The organism is Chryseobacterium shigense (assembly GCF_014207845.1).
Classification (GTDB): Bacteria; Bacteroidota; Bacteroidia; order Flavobacteriales; family Weeksellaceae; genus Chryseobacterium; species Chryseobacterium shigense_A.
The window spans coordinates 467,648-489,441 of record NZ_JACHLC010000001.1 but is presented as its reverse complement, the minus strand read 5'-3'; the positions used below and the strand labels follow the sequence as shown (position 1 = coordinate 489,441).

The window sequence follows — 21,794 nt, the reverse complement described above, 5'->3', positions numbered from 1 at the left end:
ACCCTGAAACTTTTAACCTTGCTTCCAATTAATCCCCAATCCCTGCCACCTACGATCTGCAACCTATTAAATTCACTACCTTTGCAAAATGGAATTAGAATCAATTTATCAAAAACTGCAGATTCAGGATATGAATCAGATGCAGAAATCTACTTATAAAACCTCAGAAAATAATACCGATGTTGTTTTGCTGTCTCCTACAGGTTCGGGAAAAACACTTGCTTTCTTATTTCCTGTCCTCCGAAACCTCAAAAAGGACGTTTCAGGAATTCAGGCATTGATTTTAGTTCCGGCAAGAGAATTAGCCTTGCAAATTGAGCAGGTATTCAAATCAATGGGAACAGATTTTAAAGTGTCTGTATGTTATGGCGGACATGATAAAAAAATTGAGGTCAATAATCTCATTGAAGCTCCGGCAGTCCTGATCGGAACTCCGGGACGTGTGGTTTATCATTTAAGGAATAATAATTTTGATCCTAAGACCATTCAGACTTTGGTTCTGGATGAATTCGACAAAGCTTTGGAACTCGGTTTTCATGAAGACATGGAATTTATCACCGGAACATTAAAGGGTCTTTCACAGAGAATTTTAACCTCAGCAACAGCAATGGATGAAATTCCAGCATTTACAGGATTAAAAGATGAGAAGATCATTAATTTCTTAAAACTAAATGAAGTAAAACCGGACATTCAATTGCGAAAAGTAATGACCATTCCAGAAGAAAAACTGGATACTTTATTTAACTTAATCTGCAAGATCGGGAATAAAAGAACACTGATTTTCTGTAACCACCGTGAAGCTGTAGACCGTATTTCCGAGCTTTTAAGAGAAAAAGGGATCGCCAGAGAAACCTTCCACGGAGGAATGGAACAGGATGAGAGAGAACGTGCCCTTTTGAAATTCAGGAATGATTCTGCAAGGATCTTAATTACCACAGATCTTGCTTCACGAGGCCTGGATGTTCCCGAAGTAGAATCTATTGTTCACTACCAGCTTCCCCCGAAGGAAGACGCTTTTATCCACAGAAATGGCCGTACCGCAAGAATGAACGCGAAAGGTTTTGCCTACCTGATTATGACCGAAGATGAAAACTTTCCTTTCATTAAAAGCAACACACCGGAAGAAAGTGTAGCCGGTTTCAATAAAGTTCCGGAGAGAACCCCTTTCCAGACAATTTACATCAGTGCCGGGAAAAAAGATAAGGTAAATAAGGTAGATATTGTAGGTTATCTTATTAAAAAAGGGGAACTGCAGAAAGAAGATATCGGCATTATTGAAGTGAAGGATACTACTTCTTATGTGGCAGTTGCCAGAAATAAAACAGTTGCTGTTTTAAAAAAGTTAAGCACTGAAAAGCTGAAAGGTAAGAAAGTGAAAATGGAAATTGCTTATTAATATGAACCATTAAGCTATTTCAAGCTTTTAGGAATATGAAGAGAAGTTCAAATCGGGCTTCTCTTCTTTTTTAAATCTTTATATACAAAAAATAGGATTACTTCACTCCTCTTACTTTAGTCGGTAAAGTATAAACAGATTTTGAGGCTGTGATGAAGAGAATATCATTGTTCTCCCCTCCAAAAGTGACATTCGAAGTCCAGTCTTCTTCAATAGGAATATGATAAAGTTTCTTTCCGTGGCGGTTGAAAATATGTACTCCCTTTCCGGTTAAATAAAGATTTCCATGTTTGTCCAGAGCCATACCGTCTGAGCCCATTTCGCAGAAGAGTTTCTTTTCAGACAACTTCCCTTCTCCAAGAATATCATACACATAAGTTTTTCCGTCATCAATATCTGAAATATAAAGTTTTTTAAAGATTTCGCTTCCAATAATCCCGTTAGGCTGTACAAAGGTGTCCAGTTTAACAGTTTGACCTTCTTTAGTTCTGTAATAAAGGCTTTTATGAGGAATTTCCTGTTTAAAATCTACCCAGTAATCTCTTTTATATAAAGGATCCGTAAAATACATTCCTCCGGAAGAATCATTCCATACATCATTAGGCCCATTCAGCCTTTTTCCCTGAAAACCTTTCAGGATTACTTCCACTTTTTTATCTTTTGAAATTTTCCAGATTTCTCCCTGATCATCAGAACAGGTAATGAGATTTCCGTCCTTATCAAAATGAGTTCCGTTTGCACGGCCTGTTTTTCCTAAAAACTCAATAATTTTATTCGTTTTCCAGTCCCAGTAATAAATTTTGTCATTAGGCTGATCCGTAAAATAAACATTTCCCTGTTTATCGGAAGACGGCCCTTCTGTAAAACTGAACTGGTCCGAAACCTTTTCCGGCTGTACATCTCCATAAAACATTTTGCTGTAATTTACTGATTGACAGTTTATCAATGCGAAAACCAAACCAATTACACCTATTTTGCCTGTCTTTTTCATGCCTCATTTATTTTAAAGACTGCAAGTTACAATATCAGGGATAAGATTCAAACTTATTTATTCATTTTGATACAATATACTTCAAAACAATGAATGTCCTCTTTGTCCTATTTTTGAAGCAGATGGTGTTAGTTAAAAAATAGTTTTATCCGGACCTTTGCTACAGTAAGATCAACGCTATTTTCTTTTTTTAAACTGATTGAAAAATTCATTGATCCTGCTACAGAATATCACCTTCATACTTTTTTTAACTCAGTAAAAGTACCGCAATGAGTGCAGAATCAGGCAGCGACAAATTTATAGGAATTGAAAATGAAACGTTCAGAAATTCAGTGGGAACCATGGATGAAACGGGAAAGCGTAAATGGGTCTTCCCACGAAAACCAAAAGGAAAGTATACCAACTACAGGAATTATGCAAGCTATCTTATGCTGGCTGTATTTTTCGGGCTTCCATTTGTAAAGATCAACGGCAATCCTTTTCTTCTGATCAATGTGATTGACAGACGTTTTTTCATCCTCGGACAACCTTTTTACCTGCAGGATTTCTTTATCCTGGCATTGGGAGCAGTAACTTCTGTGATTTTCGTTATGCTGTTTACGGTAGTTTTCGGGCGTATATTCTGTGGGTGGCTGTGTCCGCAAACCCTTTTCATGGAAATGGTATTCCGAAAAATAGAATACTGGATAGAAGGTGACAGAAATAAGCAGATGAAACTGGACAGACAGGAATGGAATGCTGAAAAAATAAGAAAAAGAATATTGAAATGGTCCGTTTTTGCAGTTATATCATTAATCATCACCCATTTCATGTTCATGTACATTGTAGGATATGAAGAAGTATACCGGATTATGAGCGAAGGACCGGAAGCCAATTCCGTAAAATTCCTTGTGATGCTGTTTTTCACTATGACCTTCTATTTTGTTTTTGCCTGGCTCCGCGAGCAGGTTTGTACTTTGGTATGCCCGTACGGAAGGCTTCAGGGAGTATTGATCGACAAACAGACCATCAATGTTTACTATGATTTCAAAAGAGGGGAAAACCGTTCAAAATGGAGAAATAATGAAGACAGAAAGGCTACAGGCAAAGGAGACTGTATCGATTGTCATCAGTGTGTCGTAGTTTGTCCTACAGGCATTGATATCAGAAACGGGCAGCAGCTGGAGTGTGTAAACTGTACAGCCTGCATAGATGCCTGTGATGAAGTTATGGATAAGGTAGGTTTACCTAAAGGACTGATCCGGTATGCTACGGAAGCTGAAATTGAAAACCGGGAAAGTTTCAGGTTTACATCAAGAATGAAGGCTACTACAATATTTTTGGCACTGCTGATCGGGTTTTTAGGATTTCTGATGCATGACCGCGGATCTATGGAAGCCAAATTCATCAAACCGGCAGGTTCCACATTCTTCATTAAAGACGGTAAGATCACCAATACTTTTATTTATACTCTTTTAAACAAATCGAACGAGAAAAAGATCCTTACCATTAAAGTAATAAGCCCTGCTCATGCAGAGATTACCTATTTCGGTGATGAAAAAATTGTCCTGAAGGGTGATGAAATTATGAAAGGAAACATCAATATCACTTTTCCTGAAGAAGATATCAAGTTTTCCAAGCAGAATATGGTGATTGGTGTTTTTGATGAAAAAGGAGAAATGCTGGATTCGTTTGAGACGACGTTTGAGGGACCGTTTAAACTGTTGTTGTAGAAAGGTCAAGAATTAAGAGCCAAGAACCAAGATATTAGATGCCAGATATCAGATGTCAGATGTCAGATTTGAAGTAAGAAATTTTAATATACAGGATTGATATGCATCTATTGAAAACGGGATATATATCTGTTATCTTAAATTTTAATCACCTCTTCCAGCTTCCCTCTCCCATCCATCAACTTTAAGCTTTATATTTTCTCATAAACTGAGTAGGCGTCATTCCGGAGCTTTTCCGAAATACCCTTACAAAGTAGGAATACTCTTCATAGCCCAGCCTGAATGCAATTTCTATGAGGCTTTCATCAAGGTACATCAGCATTCTTTTGGCCTCCAGCACTACTCTTTCCGTGATGATATCAGTTGCTGTTTTCTGAACAACGGTTTGTATAATTCTGTTGAGATGTTTTGGAGTGATTCCTAACAGCGATGCATAATAGGAAATGGATTTCTGAGTAGTAAAATGCTGTTCCATCAGATCTTCAAAATCCTGGTAATGTTTAAAATAAGAAAGGCTCGCGGAAGAGGAATGCATATCAACATTTTTTGAAAAGAGCCTTGTAGCATTTATGAAAATCTGGGACATCAGGGACAGAATAAATCCTTCTTTCATCAGATCCTGAGCCTGATATTCTCGCTCTAAATCCTGGAATAAGCCGGTATTTTTTATCATCTCATCAGGATCGAGCTGTAGTTTTCTGGGAAAAGATACGGAACCGAAAAACGGAAAGTTCCTCAATTTCTGGTTGACATAGTGCATCTCGTAAAATTCCTGTGAACAAAAGAAAATATATCCGTCAATATCTTCCGAAAGCTCCCAGCTGTGAATCTGTCCGGGGGAAAGAAAGAAAAGACTTCCCTCTGAAACATCATATCTCTGGAAATCAATCTCATGAATCCCTTTTCCTTTGGTGAAAAGAACAGCGGCATAAAAATCATGACGGTGCGGCTTCTCAATATGCTGATGGCCTACAACCAGATGTTCTTTCATGGTATTGAAATAAAAGTCTGACGTATTCCTGCCGGACTGGAAAAGTTCCATATGAAGAACGGAGATAAAGTTCATTACAGATCGAGGTTATTGTATAAAAGTACTGTAAAAAGAGAAAAAATACAAGCAGTAAAAAATATCAATGAAAATTTTTCTCTTCATATAAACCCTTCAGAAAAGATATTTACCCTTGCATATTTGCATCCGAGTTTAAAAAATTTTTATCTTTGGCTTTTAGGATTTGTAAAATGAAGATAAACTTAGCTGACAAACTGTATTATTCCATAGGAGAAGTTGCAAAAGCTTTTGATGTAAATACTTCACTGATACGTTATTGGGAGCAGGAATTTCCTATTATTAAACCTAAAAAAAATAAGAAGGGCAACCGCTATTTTACCCCTGAAGATATCAAAAATCTACAGATGATCTACCATCTGGTAAAAGAAAAGGGCTATACACTGGATGGAGCAAGGATTGCTTTAACCACCAACAGCAAAATTTCTGAAACCGTTACCATCATTGACCGTCTTGAATTTATAAAAGCCGAACTTCAGAAGTTGAAGGCTTCTTTGGCAGACAGAGATTCTGAATAATTTCAGATCTTTATTTTATTAACCACGGATTTGCTGTTCATAATTCAACAAGTATAACATAAAAATCTGTGGAAATCCGTGAAATCTGTGGTTAAAATCCCGTACAGGCTCTGTATTAAAATCATTTCAATCTTATAATACTACTCATTTCTGTTTACTTACATAAAGATTTTCCTCTCAATAAGTATAATTGTACTATATTAAAAAATCACTCTAAGGACATTTACAGAATAATCCTATCCCTATTTCTTCAAATAATTCTATACAATATGTACACAAGTGTAATTTAAAAATCATTTGAGTGAATTTATTGTACAAAACAATACTTTTTGTATTTCACCATTGCTTCGTACTTATTTTTATGAATAAGTTTACCTTATGATGAGAAAAAACTATTACCGGAAACTGGCATTCATGGGAATGCTGCTGATTGTGCTGTTTGCTTTTCAAAAGTACACCAGCAGGGAAAAAGAAGATTTTCCCAAACTAAAATTTATTACGGCAAGTACTGTCCCTCTAAACCTGGATGATTTTAATCCCAATGATCTGGATGCAAAACAATGGAGGAATTTAGGATTTTCAGAAAAACAGGTCTCCACTATTCTTAATTATAAAAAAATTGTAGGAGGTCAGTTTTCTTCAAAAGAACAGCTCAAAAAATGCTATGCCATTTCTGCTGAGAAATTTAATGAACTGGAGTCTTTTATCCTGCTCCCTGAAAATGGGAAAAGCAAACGTTTTGAAAAATTCGGAAATACGGAGAAAAAAGAAATCAATGTTTCCAAAAAATTCAATCCGGATGGACTTTCTGCTTCAGAATGGATAGCGATGGGCTTCAGTGAAAAACAGGCGGAAGCTATTTTAAAGTATAGGAATTATCTGGGCGGAAGCTTTGTGAGCAAGGAAAAATTCAGAGAATGTTTTATTATTTCTTCAGAGAATTACAGCAAACTTGAACCTTATTTACTGCTTCCTGCAAAAACGCCTGATAATTTCAGAAACTCAGGTGGCCAGTATGCCATAAAATCCAGCATACAATATCATCCATTTGATCCTAATACATTAGATTTGAATGGCTGGAAAGCTTTGGGATTTTCTGAAAAACAAGCCAGTACCATTGTCAATTACCGGGACAGAAATCTTAGAGGAAGTTTCAAATCACTTGAAGATATCAAGAAATGTTTTGTTATTTCCCAGGAAAAATTCCAGGAGCTGAGTCCTTATATTAAACTCAGCGCAATTGCAAATACAGTTCAAAAACAGGAAACCGATTTTTCTAAGATGGATCTTAATACCATCACGTTCAAGCAGCTTCTGGAATTCGGGCTGGATGAAAAAAGCGCAGGATCAATAATTGGATTTCGCAGAAAACTGGGTGGATTTGTCAATAAACAGCAAATTATGGATACGTACAATATTGATAAGGAAATGGTTCAGAAACTGATCTCCACGTGCCAGCTCGATACATCGAATGTTGCTAAATATACGCTGACCGATGCTCCCGAAGAATGGCTCAAAAACCATCCTTATTTTAAATATTCTGCTGATAAGATCGTCTTTTACCGTACAAGCAATTTTACGGATGCAAAAATCTGGAAAATGCTGAAACTGAAACCTGAATATGAAGCAAGGATGAAACTTTATATCAAATAATTATAAGTTGCGGGTTTCGGGTTACAGGATTCAGGTTTATTAGTCAACTGATAGTGGTAAAACCGGTTAAACTACGTATCCCGAAACCCGAAACGATTTAATCTACGGTTTTACTGGAGTCTAAAACCTGAATATGAAGTGAGGATGAAACTTTATATCAAATAATTATAAGTTGCGTGTTTCGGGTTACAGGATTCAGGTTTATCAGTCAGTTGATAGTGGTAAAACCGGTTAAACTACGTATCCCGAAACCCGAAACGATTTAATCTACGGTTTTACTGGAATCTGCAAGCAGCGTATTAAGTGCATTGAATTCTTCTTCTGTAAGATCGCGCCATTTTCCAACCGGAAGATCCAGCTTGATGTTCATGATGCGGATACGTTTCAGCTTTTTTACTTCATACCCGAGAAATTCGCACATTCTGCGGATCTGCCTGTTCAGTCCCTGGGTAAGAACGATACGGAAAGTCATATCATCAATCTTTTCCACTTCACATTTTTTAGTGACTGTGTCCAGAATCGGAACTCCATTCCTCATCTTTTCAAGGAATTTGGGAGAAATAGGTTTGTCTACACGAACAATGTATTCTTTTTCGTGGTTGTTTCTTGCCCTGAGGATCTTGTTTACGATATCGCCATCACTCGTCAGCAAAATGAGGCCTTCACTGGGTTTATCAAGCCTTCCTATCGGGAAAATCCTTTTTGGGTGGCTGATATAATCTACAATATTGTTTTTCTCACGTTTTGTATCTGTAGTACATACAATTCCTACAGGTTTATTAAAGGCAATATACACGGGTTTATCCTGAGGTTCGCGGATGGGCTTCCCGTCTACTTCCACAAGGTCTTCATCAGAAACTTTTGTACCCATTTCAGGAACTTTCCCATTGATTGTTATCCTTCCTTCCTCTAAAAGTTTATCTGCAGCTCTTCTTGAACAGTAGCCTACTTCTGATAAATATTTATTGATACGCGTTTTTTCCATTAGTCTTCTCCGTAACCTGTATAATTTTTATTACTGAAAACAGTAATTCCATAACTTAATCCGATAAAAAAGCCGTTAGATTTTCCATTCAGCTGATATCCTTCGAAAATAATTCCTCCTTCCTGGCTGAGTCTTTTGGAATAGGAAACCATCATTCCAAGCCTGACTCCCCAAAATTCAGAATCTGAAATGGCGGAATGATTAAGCTGTTTTCCATAATTCAGATCAATATAAAAAGGACGGTCTCCCGGGCTGAATATAATCTTCGGCTGGATCATCCAGTATACCAGATGGTAGTTATCTTCTATAAAACTGTATTTAAATCCTGTTCCGAGTGCAAAGTTAGGAAGAAAATTGTAACCTCCTACTGCGGTCATTCCATAGGTGATTTTACCGGTTCTTTTGGGTTCAATATATTGTGAATCGGTAAGCTGATTATCTCTGTTCTGAAGATTAAACCCTACATTAAGTGCCGGATTGAAGTAAAAATCCATTTTAATTTTTTTATTTTCAGTTTCCTGTGAAAAACACATTACTGAAAATAAACAACCTAAAAGTAAGAGGTAATTTTTTATCATAGACCTTCAAATCTGTATTCGTTCTCTAAAAAGTCAGACGTTGCATTTTCTATTGTATATTCCCCGATTTTTGTACGCCTAAGCTGTGTAAGATACGCTCCTACTGCCAGTTCCTGCCCGATATCGTGAGCCAGGCTTCTGATATATGTTCCTTTTGAGCATCCTACTGTAAAGCTGACTAAAGGAAGAGCAATTTTAATATCTTTGATATAGAAAACAGTCGTTTTTCTCGACTTCATTTCTACCTCCTCTCCTGCTCTCGCCAGGTTATAAGCTCTCTGTCCGTCTATTTTTATTGCTGAATATACCGGAGGTTTCTGTTCTATTTCGCCAACGAATTTTTCAAGGGTTTCCCTGATCTGCTCTTCGGTAACGTGAGTAATATCCTGATGAAGGATTTCCGGCTTTTCGGTATCATAGGATTCTGTCTGAATCCCTATTTTAATTTCTGTCCAATATTCTTTGGGAGCATCCTGGATTTCGGGAATTTTCTTTGTGAATTTTCCGCAGCAGACAATCAGCAGACCTGTTGCTCTCGGGTCTAAAGTTCCGGCATGGCCTATTTTAAATTTCTTGGGAAGATTAAACTCTCTTTTGAGTTTATATTTCATTTTATTGACAGCCTGGAAAGAGGTCCAGTCCAGAGGTTTGTCCAATAAAAATACATATCCTGATTGCAGTTCTTCGGCTGTCATTATTCTAATATTTCCGTGATACTTACCAGACTTGGTAACTTATTGACTTTCTGCTTACAATCAGGGCCGTTTTCTACGTTGACAAAACATTTTTTATCACCCATGAAATAATATATATTCCGGAAAGGATATACTGAATTATTTGGAGTGATATTCACTGTATAATTTTCCGGTAAATTAAATTTATAGCTTGTTTTGCTCACCGATGTGATCTTTTGACGGTAGCATTTCCCTTCCTTGTCATATTCCATGAAAGGTTTATGGTCCAGCTTTTCATCCGGTACAAGTTCTTTACAGATCAGCAGATCTTCGGCTGTATTTTTGTCTTTAAGCTCAACGAAGAACTCTATTCTCTCTTTTGTGCCGTTCTTTACAAACAGTGTATGGGCAGGCGTACAGGAAACTATTAAACCGGAAAAAGCCAATATCTTTAAAATATTACTTTTCATACTTTTATTTAAAGAAATAGAAATAAATCAACAGGGCAATTCCTACAAAGATACGGTACCAGCCCCACGGCTTGAAACCGTATTTGTTCAGTACCCCGATGAATGCTTTAATGGCAATTAACGCTACAATAAATGCTACAATATTTCCTATCACAAAAACCAGAATATGATCCTGGGATGCCATAATCATCTCATATCCTTTTTGCGGATGTCCGGTCTCTTTACCCCATGTTTTAAGGAAAACGGAATATACGGTTACTGCCAGCATCGTTGGAACTGCCAGAAAGAAAGAAAATTCTGCCGCTGCTTTTCTCGTTAATCCCTGCGACATCCCTCCAATGATCGAAGCAGCACTACGGCTGGTTCCCGGCATCATAGCAAGGCATTGCCAGAAACCTATTGTGACCGCTTTTCTTATCGTAATTCCTTTCTCATCGTCAATTTTAGGATTTTTGAACCATTGGTCCGCAAAAAGCAAAACTACTCCTCCCAGCACCAATACGGAAGAAATGGCAATCTGGTTTCCGAGAACGGCTTCAATTTTATCATCAAATAAATAGCCTAAAACTAATGCAGGAACAACCGCAAAAGCAAGTTTATAATAAAACTGGAGATTTTTAAGATCAAAGAATTTTTTCCAGTAAGCCACTACAACAGAAAGAATAGCACCAAACTGAATAGACACCTGGAACATTTTGAGAAATTCATCATCCTGCAACCCCATAATATTGGCAGCAAAGCCCATATGCGCCGTAGAAGAAATAGGAAGATACTCTGTAAGCCCTTCGATAATAGCAATAATGATTGCTTTAATTAAATCCATATTTTGTGTATATAAAAATTTAAAGATTAAAAGATTTTGAAATTCAGAAAATCTCCAAACTCCTCAATCCCTTAATCTCTAAATAAAGAATGTAATAATTATTTTCTTTTTAAAATAGCGTAAACTTCTATTGCAAAGCCTATCACTATAAACAGTGGTGCAATTCTGATCCTGCGGATGGAAAAAATACCGTCATTCCATGAATTGGGATCAAATTTACCATCTACCGTGTTAGCATCCGCCCCCATCATCAGCAGGAATCCTACTACGATAAAAGCCAGCCCTATCAGCATCCACCTGAAGTTCTGCTGCCCGAAATAAAAGGTATTTTCCTGTGTTACCTCGGTTTCCTTGCCAAAATCTGAAGCGGCAAATTTATTTGTTTTTTTGCTCATTATTAAGAGTAATATAAATCGTCAACGTTTGATTTTAAGAATCTCCATGTAGCGAAAATGGTACTTAAAACAGATATAAAAATTCCTACACCGAGTACGAGAACAATCAGCCAGAAGTATTGGTTGTTATCCTGCACGAAAGCTGAACCGATCTGGCTTGTAAAATAATACCAGACACCTCCCAATGCCAGAAGCCCGATCACAGAACCGATGGCACCCAGAATAACAGCCTCAATGATAAACGGCTTAAGGATAAACCTTCTTTTTGCCCCTACCAGCTGCATGGTTTTAATGATAAATCTTTTGGAGAATATCTTCAGACGGATTGAATTGTTGATTAAAACAACCGCCAAAACCAGGAATAAAACGGAAAAACCTAATATCCATTTCAAAATTCTGCTCAGGTTATTGTAAACATCTACCATCAGGCTGCTGTCATTCTTAACGTCTACAATACCCGGAACGGCTTTCAGTGCTTTGATGGCTCCGTCAATTTTTGCAGGATCCACATATTCAGGTTTTAAAGCCACTTCTATAGATGAAGGGAAAATATTTTCTTCAAAAAGCGCATCACTGTCTATGCCCATTGTTTTTTTGGCTTCTACAGCCGCCATCTCCCTGGAGATATAGGTCGCTTTTTTTACAGGAGCTAATGTCTGTACCTTTTTAAAAGTTTCTTCCTCCAGTTTTGCAATCTTTACAGAATCCTTTGCATCATAGTTTTCATCAAAATAAGCATTCACTACCAGCTGTTCTTTAATATAGTCAGAATACTTTTGGGCATTGATTAGAATAAGACCCATTAATCCTAACAAAAATAACACTAATGCGATACTTACTACTACTGTAATATTGCTTGACCGAAGCCTTTTCTTATTAAACTCATCAACAGATTTAGCCATTAATATTAAAATTTTTGGCTAAAATAGAAAAAATCTTCCGAAATTTGGGACGAAATAAAGAAAATCATTGTTAATAAAATCATAAAAAACGTTGAGTGTAAAAGCAAAAAAACATCTTGGGCAGCACTTTCTGACAGATGAAAATATCGCGAGAAAAATCGTGGAAGGTCTTAATTTTGAAGGCTATAAAAACGTCATGGAAGTAGGTCCCGGGATGGGCGTTCTTACCAAATACCTGTTTGAAAAAGATCAGACTGTTTATCTGGCAGAGATTGATACCGAATCTATTGAATACCTGAAAAACAATTATCCTAAAATCACAGAAAATACTTTTGTGGGGGATTTCCTGAAACAGGATTTTAATTTTATTAATGGAGAACAGATTGCCATCATCGGTAATTTCCCTTATAACATTTCTTCCCAGATTCTTTTTAAAATGGTGGATTATTATGGACAAATTCCTGAAATGGTGGGGATGTTCCAGAAAGAAGTTGCAGAAAGAACAGCAGCAGTACCCAGAACTAAAGATTACGGTATCCTCTCCGTTCTGATACAGGCATATTATGATGTGCATTATATGTTCACTGTTCATGAGAATGTATTTAATCCGCCTCCGAAAGTAAAATCAGGGGTTATCAGGCTGACAAGAAATCCTAAAGAAGGTCTGGCCGGCAATGAAGTTCTTTTTAAGCAGATTGTAAAAGCCGGATTCAACCAGAGAAGAAAAAAGCTTTCCAACTCTCTGAAAATACTTAATATTCCTGAAGCTTTAAAGACCCATGAATTTTTAGACAAAAGGGCGGAAGAACTGAGTGTCCTGGATTTCATCGGCTTTGCCAATCTCTGGAAACAAAATCAATAAAATTCATTTCAAAATAAAAAAGCCTTTCAAGTTTTCTTGAAAGGCTTTTTCTGTATGCTTTTATCTTATTCTCGGTTCTTAAGCATGATCCAACCGGACCAGTTCATCTGAACTTTTGATTTAGGATATTCAAAATTGAACTTATACCAGTAAGTCGCTGTAGAAAGTTTTTTACCTCCCACTGTTCCGTCCCAGACTGGTTTTTCTTTAGAGAATCTGAACATTTCCACCCCATATCTGTCAAAAACAGATCCTGTGAAATTTTTAAAATCAGTCAGTGCTTTAAGATCCAGTACATCATTAATGCCATCGTTATTAGGTGTAATGATATTGTTGATCTGCAGCGTATAGAAATCAAATGTTCCAACGCAGTGAGTTCCTACTCTCCTGATCACCACTGTATAATTGGTATTGTCTAAAAGATTGGTAAAAACATTGGACTGCTGCCATGTGATTCCGTTGTCTATAGAATATTCCAAAGTACTTGGAGTGTTATTCATCATAGGATTCTCTGCAATAATTGTCACTGTTTTTTTGGCACTTTCATAATTCACTGCTGTAACGTAAGGTGTAGCTGCACCTCCTACTTTAGCCGTGAAGATCTTTTTACAGAATCCGTTATCTATCTCTACGGTATAAATACCCCAACTGTCAGCAATAATAGTCTGTGTTGTAGCTCCGGTACTCCATAAATATTTATAGTTAGGGCCCGCACCTGCATCTAAAGTAATTCGGTCACCTATACACATTTCTATGTCTTTTAAAGGAGAAGTAATTTCCGGTGTAACTTCTACGGTTATAGTAGCAGGATTTAAAGAACGGCATCCTTTTGCCCCCACTGCATAGACAGAAAATGTTGTAGTCTGATATAAAGTTACGGCTTGTGTATTTCCGGTACCCGGGAAGTTAACCCATTGATAAGTTACACCTCCTTCAGCTGTCAGGGTTACTGATTCTCCCGGACACACTTTGATTCTGGAAGATTTGATACCTGCTTTAGGCGTGGTTTCTTTTTGTAAAGTCAATTCTATCATTTTGCTGCAGAATCCGCCGTTTGACACTACCACATACAGGATCTGTCCGTCTGTACCATTATAATTTAAAATATTCTGAATATAGCTATCATTCTGAGCTATTGCATCAGCCTGGTTTACATAGAATTTAAATACAGCTGACGGTGTCGGACTTATTGTCGGCATAGCATTCGTCAGATCAAAAGTGGTAATATCCGGCGTAGAACATAACAGAAGTGTGGCATCCTGTGCTTCCGGAGTAGTTCCCCCATGAATCTGTATAGTAGCTCTGCCCGGACATGGATTTCCGGGAACGCTTACTTCAATGGTATATGTTCCCGGCTGTACTGCCGAAATAGTATTTGTAGTAGCACCCGTTATTGGAGTTCCATTCAGGTACCATTGGTATAATAAGTTAGGGTCGCTTACTGAGGCGGTAATCAGCTGTGGTACATTATCACATACATTAATATCAGAAGGTAAAGTAGCACCGCTAGGGTCTAAAAGCTCTACACCAATATTGAATGATCCTCCTTCCAGGAATACAGCAGAATCCCAGCCGTGGTCTTCAAAGCTTCCCGGTGCATAATCTGCAACCACCATTTTAAAGTGATATTCCTGTCCTGCCATTACGGTTGCGGTTGCAGTAAGAGGAATGGTTCTTCCTTCAAAATTCGTTTCAATACTGGTGGTATTATATCCTCCGAAATACTGTTCGTTAATTGCTGCACAACCACCAGCTCCGGGAATCAGCGGGTGGATATTGGTAATGCTTACAGGACCGGCACCGCCCGGAAGTATGGCCATATTCTGATAGGCTCCTCCCGATGTCGGCCTAAGCAAAATAGCAAAGGCATCTGCATACTGGCATGGAAATGAGCCGGAATATTCTTCGGATGCCAGGATATAATTAAATTTTATTTGTGAGGTAGTAGGAACAAAGTCAAATTCCAGAAGAACGCCATCAGTCAGGGTTCCGGTAGATCCGATGGCCTGTGCCAGGTCGGAATCTGTTCCTCCACCGTTATTATCACTCAGGTTTCCTTCTGCTCCGTTACCTGCTCTTCTGGCTTTTCCTGTAGAAAGTACAATCCCGTCCTTGAACGGAAAATTGGTAGTTCCCTTATGGAAGTATCCCCAGGATCTGTCAGCATTTGTTACTGCGTGATTGGGTGTAATTTTTACATTGGACACAGTAGGGGTTACACAGGTATTTGTTCCTGATGAGATCAGGACGTCTTTTACCAGCTGTGTAATTGAATAGGTGGATTCTGCATATCCTGCTGCATTTACATCTATAAACGCTCCTGCTTTTTGATTAGCTGATCCTGAAGGTTGATTTTTTGGAGGCTTACGGGGCCCGTCTGTTTGTGAGTATAAAAATGTCGAAACGACTAAGAAAAATAAAAGGAATAGTAGATTTCTTCGCATAATACTTTTGTTTTAACAAATTTAATTTTTTTCTAAATATATACCCTATTTTTTATATTTTTTTTAATATAAAAAAAATAAACCTTCCAAATATGGAAGGTTTATCTATTAGTTTCTATTTTTTAGCAATATCCAGCCTGAGCGCTGTTCGAGCTTTTTACTGGCTGGATTTTCCCATTGTACTTTATACCAATAGGTACCTGTGGCCAGATTCAGTCCTTTTAAAGTACCTCTCCAGACAGCATCGGTTTTGGTTGCCCTGAAAAGCTCTGCACCATACCTGTCAAAAATTGATGCTGTAAAATTATTATATCCACTGATTCCGGAGAAATCTATGGTATCATTTACTCCATCCATATTAGGAGTGATGGCATTACTGATCACAAATGTGAAATAATCTAGTGATGTACCACATTTTGCATCTACTACCCTTACCATCAGGTGATAGTTTGTATTATCCAAAACATTATAGAACGTATTGGATGTCTGCCAGGTTGTACCTCCGTCTATAGAATATTCCAGAACACCTCCTGAAGGATTACTTGCTGTAAGGGTAAGCACATGTTTATCATATACTATATTAGTAAATTTAGGCAGATCCGGATTGAATAGGCTTCCGCTAAATACTTTTGAGCAAACACCATTACTGATGGTAACTGTATAGGTTCCGGGAACATTGGTGGATAATGTTTGTGTAGTTGCACCTGTACTCCATAAATATGTATAGTTGGGACCTGCACCGGCATCCAAAATCCCTGTATCTCCGGCGCATACATATACGTCCTGCAATGTGGACACAATTGCCGGAACCACTTCTATTATTACGGTCGCAGGATTTATAGAGCTACAGCCGTTACCTCCCAATGCATATACAGAATAAGTTGTAGTAACCGTTGGGGAAACCACCTGGGTATTTCCGTTTCCGGGAAGCCCAACCCAGTTATAGGTAATTCCTCCGGTAGCTGTAAGGGTAACAGATTCCCCGGCGCATATTTTTGTTTTAGAGGCAGATATACCCGCAATTGGCGGCCCAACCACAACAGTTACTGTTGCAGGAGTTGCAGAAACACAACCATTGGCTGCCACTGCATATACCGTATATACTGTAGTTAAAGTTGGTGAAACTACCTGAGTATTTCCATTTCCGGGAAGTCCAACCCAATTATAAGTAACACCACCTGAGGCTGTCAATGTAACCGATTCCCCCAAACATATTCTAGGTTGAGAGGATACTACACCGGCAGTTGGCAATGTTGTATTTTGTGTTACTGTAACAGTTGCCGTATAAGTACAGCTTAAATTTCCAGGCTGGGATACATTGGTAACCGTAAGGGTATAGGTTCCTCCTGCATTCACTACAGGAGTAAGGGTATTTGCTCCTGATACTATATTGCCTCCTCCTGTTGCTGTCCATGTAATAGTAGATCCGGCAGGCACTACAGATGCCGAGGCATTTAATGTCGTCTGAGGTGTAGTACAGGTAATCTGCTGCGGTGCTGCTATCGTAAGTGTTGTTTCAGGGGTTCTCAGTAACTGAAGGGAAACCACATAATGACATCCTCCGTTTTTCACCAATACATATATGGTCTGGCTCCCCGGAGGTGAATAAGAGGTAGGTGTTGCAATAAAATTGCCATTTCCGGCAAGAGCATCCGCCTGATTGATATAATATGTGAAGGTAACTCCGCCACCTGCAGAAGTAATCTGGCTTTGGGCGGTTGTCAGGTCATAAGTAAGCCCTGGCGCATAGCATTTATGTAATACAGCATTCTGCACTGTAATAGGCTGCGAAACTTCAATAGTAATTGTAGCAGGGTTTTGAGATACACATCCGTTGGCTCCTACAGCAGTTACTGTATAGGTAGTAGTAGTTGTAGGGGATACTGTTTGGGTGTTTCCTGTTCCGGGAAGCCCTGTCCAGTTATAGGTAGCACCTCCCGATGCTGTTAATGTTACGGATTCACCGTTGCATATCTGTATTTTGCTTGCCGTAAGTCCAGTAACAGGCGGAGCACTGTCTCCTGTAACTGTAACGCTGGCGACAGCGGTACAGATTACACTTCCCGGCTGATAAGTTTTTGATATGGTTAAAGTATAGGTCCCCGGAGCATTGATAACCGGAGTTAAGGTAGTTCCTCCTGACACAATATTTCCTCCCGTAGTTGTCCAGTTAAAAGTAGATCCTGTAGGATAAACAGAAGCCGAAGCGTCTAAGGTTGTCTGTGAACTCACACAGGTCAATACTGCCGGCGGCAAAATGGATGCAGTCATCTGAGGGGCTTTTACAAGCTGCAATTCAGCGACTTTGGAACAGAATCCGTTTTTTACAAGAACATATACTGTTTGTCCCCCTGGACTTGAATAAGTTGCAGGGCTGGGAATAGTATTGGCATTTCCGGCAAGTGCATCCGCCTGATTAAAATAGTAGGCAAACGTTGCACCGGGCGTTGTACTTATGGAAGGCTGTGCTGAAGGTAAATTAAATGTGGCATTTCCGGCAGCATAACAGGCTGTTAAAGTGGCATTCTGCACTGTAGGCGAAGTTCCTCCCACAACGGTAATGGTTCCTGTACCAGGACATGTATTCCCCTGGATAAAAACCTGAACACTGTATACTCCGGGCTGTGTAGCCGTATAACTAGGTCCTGTTTGACCAGGAATAGGATTATTATTTAAAAACCACTGATAAGTTACGTTAGGAGCCTGTACGGAAGCTGTAAACGTCTGAGGAGCATTGTCACACATATTTACAGTATCAGGAAGCTGAACTCCTGCAGGATCAAGGATTTTCACACCGATGTCGAAAGATCCTGCCTCCAGAAATACTGCTGAATCATAATTTCTGTCACTAAAATCTGCCAAAACCATTTTAAAATGATAGGTAACCCCGGGAGTTACAGTAGCTTTTGCAGTTAAAGGAATGGTACGCCCGTCAAAATTGGTTTCGATAACCGGGTTATTTATCCCTGCAAAATAAGCGGCATTAACAGCCCCGCAGCCGTTGGGAATCGTTGGGTGAATGTTCGTTACACTCACCGGCCCAGCTCCTCCGGGAAGCACTGCCAGATTAGTATAGGTAGGATCCGTTACTTTTTTTAACAGCAAAGCAAACCCGTCTGATTTGGTACATGCAAACTGAAACCCCGGCGCATATTCTTTAGATGCAAATAAATATCTGAATGTAATTTCTGTAGAAGCCGGTACAAAATCGAATTCTATATAGGTGGCATCTCTCAATTCACCATTATTAATTCCTAAAGCTGTGGCCAGGTCTGTATCTCCAAAAGTATTTAACCCGTCATTTAAAGTTCCCTGATAATTATTCCCTGCTTTTGCAGCGAATCCTGTTGAAAGAACAATCCCTTTTGCAAATGGAAAGGCTGTGGTACCTTTATTAAAGAATCCCCAGCTTCTGGTAGGATCACTTATTGATAAATTAGGGGAAACAGTAACGTTGCTTACATTGGATGTGGAACAGGCACCTCCGGAAATAAGGACTTCTTTTACCAGCTGTGTAATGCTGAAATTAGATTCCGGATAATTGGGTGTATTTACATCTATAAAAACACCTGCCTTCATAGAGGTTGCATTAGCTTTTTTTGCAGGGATCGCTGCTCTGTCTGTGTTTTGAGCAAAAACAAAGTTGCCGACCAATGCAAAAAATAACGCCAAAAATAAATTTTCAATCCTCCTATTTAACATTTTATAGTATTTTAAACAAAAATACTATTTTTTTTGATTGAATTTCAATTTAACGCAATTTACATTATCATGAACACAAGTTTATTTATTCTGCAATATAAATTTGGTTTATTTGAATATAATAAAAAAGGCTGACAAAATGCCAGCCTTTTTTGTATTTATTAAAAGATTATTCTAAGTTTTTAAGAAGGATCCATCCTGTTTTCACAGCAGGCTGTTTGCTGGCAGGATCCTGATAAATTACCTGATACCAGTAAGATGCAGTAGGCAAACGTTTACCCTGGAAATAACCATCCCAATACGGTCTGGTTCTTCCCGCCTTGAATACTTCTCTTCCATAACGGTCAAAAACAAAACCCTGAAAGTCTTTGTAACTGCTTACTCCACTGAAATCAATGATATCGTTTACATTGTCCCCGTTTGGAGTAATTACATTTTTCATAACAAATGTAAAGTATTCCAGGAATCCTACACAACTGGTATCCTTCACTTTGACACGGATGGATATTACTGTGTTTTTAGGAACATTGGAGAATACATTAGAGGCCTGCCATGTAAAGCCGTTGTCTACAGAATATTCCAATGTACCGCCACTAGGATTACTTGCTGTAAGAATCATCGTTCCGTTTTCGCTATAATCAACCTTTATGATTTCAGGGATTATGGCACGGATTACCTGGGTTGTAAATACTTTGGAACATACACCGTTACTGATTATCACTGTATACTCACCCGGAGTTCCTACGGTAATTGCCTGGGTGGTTTCTCCTGTACTCCATTCATAAGTGTAGCCCGGTCCGGATCCGGCATCTAAAAGGATCATATCTCCTTCACAAATCTGTCCTCCTTTCAGTGAGGATACGATAGCAGGAACTACATCAATTGTAATGGTAGCGGGTTGTAAAGATCTACACCCCTGCGCACCGATAGCGTATACTGTATAAGTGGTTGTATGGGTTGGGCTTACGGTTCTTACGCCTCCGGTAGAAGAAATATCTCCCCATTGGTAGGTTACACCGCCTGAAGCTGTTAATATCAAAGATTCTCCTTCACAGATTCTCAGCCTTGGAGCATTAAGCTGTGCAACAGGTGTTTCTTCTCTTTTTAAAGTTAAAGTCACCATTTTACTGCAGAATGCACCATTGGAAACTACTACGTATATAACCTGTCCATCGGTCCCGTTATAGTTTGTAAGGTTTGTAATATAATTGTTGTTTTGAGCCTGTGCATCTGTCTGATTGACATAAAAACGGAATACAGCTCCCGGTGTTGTACTGATCTGTGGTTTTGAATTTTCTAAATTAAAAGTGCTGAGTGCAGGTGTAGCGCAGAGCTTCAATATTGCATTCTGGGCTGTGGGCGAAGTGCCGCCTACAATGGTAATACTTGCTTTCTGGCATTCTGTTCCGCCTACAAACGTTTTTACTTCATATACTCCCGGTGAGGTAGCTATATATGTAACGCTAGTTGCATTAGGGATCAATACTCCGTTTTTGTACCATTTGTAGGTCATTCCGGGAACGGTGCTTACCTGTGCTTTTAGGACCTGTGGTGTATTATCACACATATTGATTGATTCTCCGAGAGGGTTTCCGTTACCATCAACGATGGTCATCCCGATATCAAATGATCCTCCCTGCAGAAATACAGCAGAATCGTAACGCTGGTCCAAAGCATCTGCAAGAACAAGCTTGAAGTGGTATGCCTGACCGGGAACAACTGTTGCAACTGCTGTAAGGGGAACTGTTCTTCCTATAAAATTGGTTTCAATATTTGATGTATTCAATCCACCGAAGTACTGTTCGTTAACGGTTTCTCCATCACATCCTACTCCATGTGGAATAATGTTGGTAACACTTACAGGTCCTGCACCCCCGGGAAGTATCGCCAGATTGGTATAGGTTGGATCACCTACTTTTTTAAGAAGAAGCGCAAAGCTGTCGGCAAAATCACCACATGGGAATCCGCTTGTATATTCTTCCGATGCAAATAAATAATTGAATTTCACCTGGTTGCTGTTCGGAACGAAATCAAATTCAACTGCAACAACATCTTTAAGGGTAACGGGAGGATTGACTGCTGCTACAAGATCAGGATCGTTAATACCGGAATTCGGAACCTCATCTGAAAGGGGATTAGTCCCTTCGTATCCGTTTCCGGCCCTTCTTGCTTTACCAGCGACCAATACTATCCCGTCCGTGAAAGGAAAATTGGTTGTGCCCTTATTGAAATACCCCCAGGCTCTTTCTGTATCTGTTGCCAGCTGATTGGGAGATACCGTTACGTTACTTACATTAGGAGCCGCACATACAGATCCTCCGGAGATCAGTACGTTTTTCACAAGCTGCTCAATGGTATAGGCAGACTGAGGATAAGTCGGTACATTCACATCTATGAATGCGCCTGCTTTCATGGTTGCCGGAGTAGCTTTTTTGGGTGGTGATTTTTTCCTGACGTTCTGGGAAAATACTGCTGCAGAAGTAAACAGTAATACCAGAAATAAAAAGTATTTGTTTAATCTATAACCTAACATTTTATAATTGTTTGTTCAAATGTAGCAAAAATATTAGTAAAAACCATCTTATTTCCGGCACATATAAATAATTCACTATATACATTCATA

General features: G+C 38.8%; 17 protein-coding genes. 5 read left to right on the top strand and 12 right to left on the bottom strand.

What is annotated here, in order from left to right; translation table 11 throughout:
- Window positions 1-88 precede the first annotated feature (88 nt).
- On the top strand, window positions 89-1,396 hold the full coding sequence (locus HNP36_RS02175) for a DEAD/DEAH box helicase (protein ID WP_184160955.1): 1,308 nt from the start codon (window positions 89-91) through the stop codon (window positions 1,394-1,396).
- 97 nt (window positions 1,397-1,493) lie between these two features.
- On the opposite strand, the gene HNP36_RS02170 is transcribed toward HNP36_RS02175, so the two are convergent.
- Window positions 1,494-2,387 carry an SMP-30/gluconolactonase/LRE family protein gene (locus HNP36_RS02170; protein ID WP_184160958.1) on the bottom strand — a complete coding sequence of 298 codons (894 nt, stop codon included), beginning with the start codon at window positions 2,385-2,387 and terminating at the stop codon, window positions 1,494-1,496.
- Between the two features lie 269 nt (window positions 2,388-2,656).
- Here HNP36_RS02170 and ccoG point away from each other — a divergent pair, with 269 nt between their 5' ends.
- On the top strand, window positions 2,657-4,099 hold the full coding sequence (ccoG, locus tag HNP36_RS02165; protein WP_184160960.1) for a cytochrome c oxidase accessory protein CcoG: 1,443 nt from the start codon (window positions 2,657-2,659) through the stop codon (window positions 4,097-4,099).
- Window positions 4,100-4,283: 184 nt separating this feature from the next.
- Here ccoG and HNP36_RS02160 read toward each other — a convergent pair whose 3' ends face one another.
- Window positions 4,284-5,165: an AraC family transcriptional regulator gene (locus HNP36_RS02160; RefSeq protein ID WP_184160963.1), complete on the bottom strand. Its 882-nt coding sequence runs from the start codon at window positions 5,163-5,165 to the stop codon at window positions 4,284-4,286.
- A gap of 173 nt (window positions 5,166-5,338) precedes the next feature.
- Between HNP36_RS02160 and HNP36_RS02155 the strand changes: the two genes are divergently transcribed.
- Entirely contained in the window at window positions 5,339-5,683 is a 345-nt protein-coding gene (locus HNP36_RS02155) for a MerR family transcriptional regulator (protein ID WP_099766499.1), read from the top strand.
- A 378-nt stretch (window positions 5,684-6,061) separates the two neighbouring features.
- Window positions 6,062-7,336, top strand: coding sequence for a ComEA family DNA-binding protein (locus HNP36_RS02150; protein ID WP_184160966.1), 1,275 nt, complete (start codon window positions 6,062-6,064; stop codon window positions 7,334-7,336).
- Window positions 7,337-7,598: 262 nt separating this feature from the next.
- Here the strand turns inward: HNP36_RS02150 and rluF are convergent, their stop codons facing one another.
- The 7 genes from rluF to HNP36_RS02115 all read right to left on the bottom strand — a co-directional run bounded on the left by rluF (window position 7,599) and on the right by HNP36_RS02115 (window position 12,163).
- Window positions 7,599-8,321 (bottom strand): 23S rRNA pseudouridine(2604) synthase RluF, encoded by a 723-nt coding sequence (gene rluF, locus HNP36_RS02145; protein WP_184160969.1) that lies wholly within the window; start codon window positions 8,319-8,321, stop codon window positions 7,599-7,601.
- The gene (locus HNP36_RS02140; RefSeq protein WP_184160972.1) at window positions 8,321-8,815 is read right to left on the bottom strand and encodes a hypothetical protein; all 495 of its coding nucleotides are present in this window, start codon (window positions 8,813-8,815) and stop codon (window positions 8,321-8,323) included. Before HNP36_RS02140 ends, rluF begins: the two co-directional genes overlap by 1 nt.
- A gap of 80 nt (window positions 8,816-8,895) precedes the next feature.
- On the bottom strand, window positions 8,896-9,594 hold the full coding sequence (gene truB, locus HNP36_RS02135) for a tRNA pseudouridine(55) synthase TruB (protein ID WP_184160975.1): 699 nt from the start codon (window positions 9,592-9,594) through the stop codon (window positions 8,896-8,898).
- Window positions 9,594-10,043, bottom strand: a complete 450-nt coding sequence (locus HNP36_RS02130; RefSeq protein WP_184160978.1) for a hypothetical protein — start codon at window positions 10,041-10,043, stop codon at window positions 9,594-9,596. Before HNP36_RS02130 ends, truB begins: the two co-directional genes overlap by 1 nt.
- Window positions 10,044-10,047: 4 nt before the next feature.
- Window positions 10,048-10,866 carry an undecaprenyl-diphosphate phosphatase gene (locus HNP36_RS02125; protein WP_184160981.1) on the bottom strand — a complete coding sequence of 273 codons (819 nt, stop codon included), beginning with the start codon at window positions 10,864-10,866 and terminating at the stop codon, window positions 10,048-10,050.
- A gap of 98 nt (window positions 10,867-10,964) precedes the next feature.
- Window positions 10,965-11,261, bottom strand: a complete 297-nt coding sequence (locus HNP36_RS02120) for a DUF3098 domain-containing protein (protein ID WP_184160984.1) — start codon at window positions 11,259-11,261, stop codon at window positions 10,965-10,967.
- A gap of 2 nt (window positions 11,262-11,263) precedes the next feature.
- Window positions 11,264-12,163, bottom strand: coding sequence for a cell division protein FtsX (locus HNP36_RS02115; protein WP_184160988.1), 900 nt, complete (start codon window positions 12,161-12,163; stop codon window positions 11,264-11,266).
- A 91-nt stretch (window positions 12,164-12,254) separates the two neighbouring features.
- Here HNP36_RS02115 and rsmA point away from each other — a divergent pair, with 91 nt between their 5' ends.
- Window positions 12,255-13,025, top strand: a complete 771-nt coding sequence (gene rsmA / locus HNP36_RS02110) for a 16S rRNA (adenine(1518)-N(6)/adenine(1519)-N(6))-dimethyltransferase RsmA (RefSeq protein ID WP_184160991.1) — start codon at window positions 12,255-12,257, stop codon at window positions 13,023-13,025.
- A gap of 65 nt (window positions 13,026-13,090) precedes the next feature.
- On the opposite strand, the gene HNP36_RS02105 is transcribed toward rsmA, so the two are convergent.
- From HNP36_RS02105 to HNP36_RS02095, 3 genes are all read right to left on the bottom strand, one after another.
- Window positions 13,091-15,469, bottom strand: a complete 2,379-nt coding sequence (locus HNP36_RS02105; protein WP_184160994.1) for a choice-of-anchor L domain-containing protein — start codon at window positions 15,467-15,469, stop codon at window positions 13,091-13,093.
- 108 nt (window positions 15,470-15,577) lie between these two features.
- Window positions 15,578-19,171, bottom strand: coding sequence for a choice-of-anchor L domain-containing protein (locus HNP36_RS02100; RefSeq protein ID WP_184160998.1), 3,594 nt, complete (start codon window positions 19,169-19,171; stop codon window positions 15,578-15,580).
- Window positions 19,172-19,340: 169 nt separating this feature from the next.
- Window positions 19,341-21,704 (bottom strand): choice-of-anchor L domain-containing protein, encoded by a 2,364-nt coding sequence (locus HNP36_RS02095; protein ID WP_184161001.1) that lies wholly within the window; start codon window positions 21,702-21,704, stop codon window positions 19,341-19,343.
- Between the last annotated feature and the right edge of the window lie 90 nt (window positions 21,705-21,794).

Excerpts from the sequence above, each read along its gene's own strand:
- HNP36_RS02175 (WP_184160955.1), top strand. The coding sequence starts at position 89 with ATGGAATTAGAATCAATTTATCAAAAACTGCAGATTCAGGATATGAAT.
- HNP36_RS02170 (WP_184160958.1), bottom strand. The coding sequence starts at position 2,387 with ATGAAAAAGACAGGCAAAATAGGTGTAATTGGTTTGGTTTTCGCATTG.
- ccoG (WP_184160960.1), top strand. The coding sequence starts at position 2,657 with ATGAGTGCAGAATCAGGCAGCGACAAATTTATAGGAATTGAAAATGAA.
- HNP36_RS02160 (WP_184160963.1), bottom strand. The coding sequence starts at position 5,165 with ATGAACTTTATCTCCGTTCTTCATATGGAACTTTTCCAGTCCGGCAGG.
- HNP36_RS02155 (WP_099766499.1), top strand. The coding sequence starts at position 5,339 with ATGAAGATAAACTTAGCTGACAAACTGTATTATTCCATAGGAGAAGTT.
- HNP36_RS02150 (WP_184160966.1), top strand. The coding sequence starts at position 6,062 with ATGATGAGAAAAAACTATTACCGGAAACTGGCATTCATGGGAATGCTG.
- rluF (WP_184160969.1), bottom strand. The coding sequence starts at position 8,321 with ATGGAAAAAACGCGTATCAATAAATATTTATCAGAAGTAGGCTACTGT.
- HNP36_RS02140 (WP_184160972.1), bottom strand. The coding sequence starts at position 8,815 with ATGGATTTTTACTTCAATCCGGCACTTAATGTAGGGTTTAATCTTCAG.
- truB (WP_184160975.1), bottom strand. The coding sequence starts at position 9,594 with ATGACAGCCGAAGAACTGCAATCAGGATATGTATTTTTATTGGACAAA.
- HNP36_RS02130 (WP_184160978.1), bottom strand. The coding sequence starts at position 10,043 with ATGAAAAGTAATATTTTAAAGATATTGGCTTTTTCCGGTTTAATAGTT.
- HNP36_RS02125 (WP_184160981.1), bottom strand. The coding sequence starts at position 10,866 with ATGGATTTAATTAAAGCAATCATTATTGCTATTATCGAAGGGCTTACA.
- HNP36_RS02120 (WP_184160984.1), bottom strand. The coding sequence starts at position 11,261 with ATGAGCAAAAAAACAAATAAATTTGCCGCTTCAGATTTTGGCAAGGAA.
- HNP36_RS02115 (WP_184160988.1), bottom strand. The coding sequence starts at position 12,163 with ATGGCTAAATCTGTTGATGAGTTTAATAAGAAAAGGCTTCGGTCAAGC.
- HNP36_RS02105 (WP_184160994.1), bottom strand. The coding sequence starts at position 15,469 with ATGCGAAGAAATCTACTATTCCTTTTATTTTTCTTAGTCGTTTCGACA.
- HNP36_RS02100 (WP_184160998.1), bottom strand. The coding sequence starts at position 19,171 with ATGTTAAATAGGAGGATTGAAAATTTATTTTTGGCGTTATTTTTTGCA.
- HNP36_RS02095 (WP_184161001.1), bottom strand. The coding sequence starts at position 21,704 with ATGTTAGGTTATAGATTAAACAAATACTTTTTATTTCTGGTATTACTG.